At 59.4% G+C, this 276-nt stretch carries 1 protein-coding gene; it reads right to left on the bottom strand.

The window, feature by feature from the left end; all coding sequences use genetic code 11:
- A partial coding sequence (locus H6A60_RS14585; protein WP_205105308.1) for a 2-oxoacid:acceptor oxidoreductase family protein occupies window positions 1-276 on the bottom strand: 276 nt, incomplete at both ends.

The following is a 276-nucleotide window of genomic DNA, read 5'->3' as shown; positions in this document are numbered from 1 at the left end:
GTCCACAAGTCGAGGTGCTTATCGAGGACCTGACGTTGCATGGTGTCGGGCAACTTGTCCCACACCTCATCGACCGCGTACGGAGAGTTGAGTAGGACGGTGGTTCCCTCGCGGGCCATTGTCAGCACATCCATCGACTCCAGGATCCCCCAGGCGTGGATACCGATGAACCCTGCCTGGCTGACCAGGTAGGGGGCCTCAATCGGCTTGGGTCCGAAACGCAGGTGGGAAGTCGTCTTGGAACCGGACTTCTTAGAGTCGTAGACGAAGTAGCCC

Source organism: Sutterella massiliensis, assembly GCF_016899755.1.
GTDB classification, from domain to species: domain Bacteria; phylum Pseudomonadota; class Gammaproteobacteria; order Burkholderiales; family Burkholderiaceae_F; genus Sutterella; species Sutterella massiliensis.
This window is presented reverse-complemented; position numbering and strand designations above follow the sequence as displayed.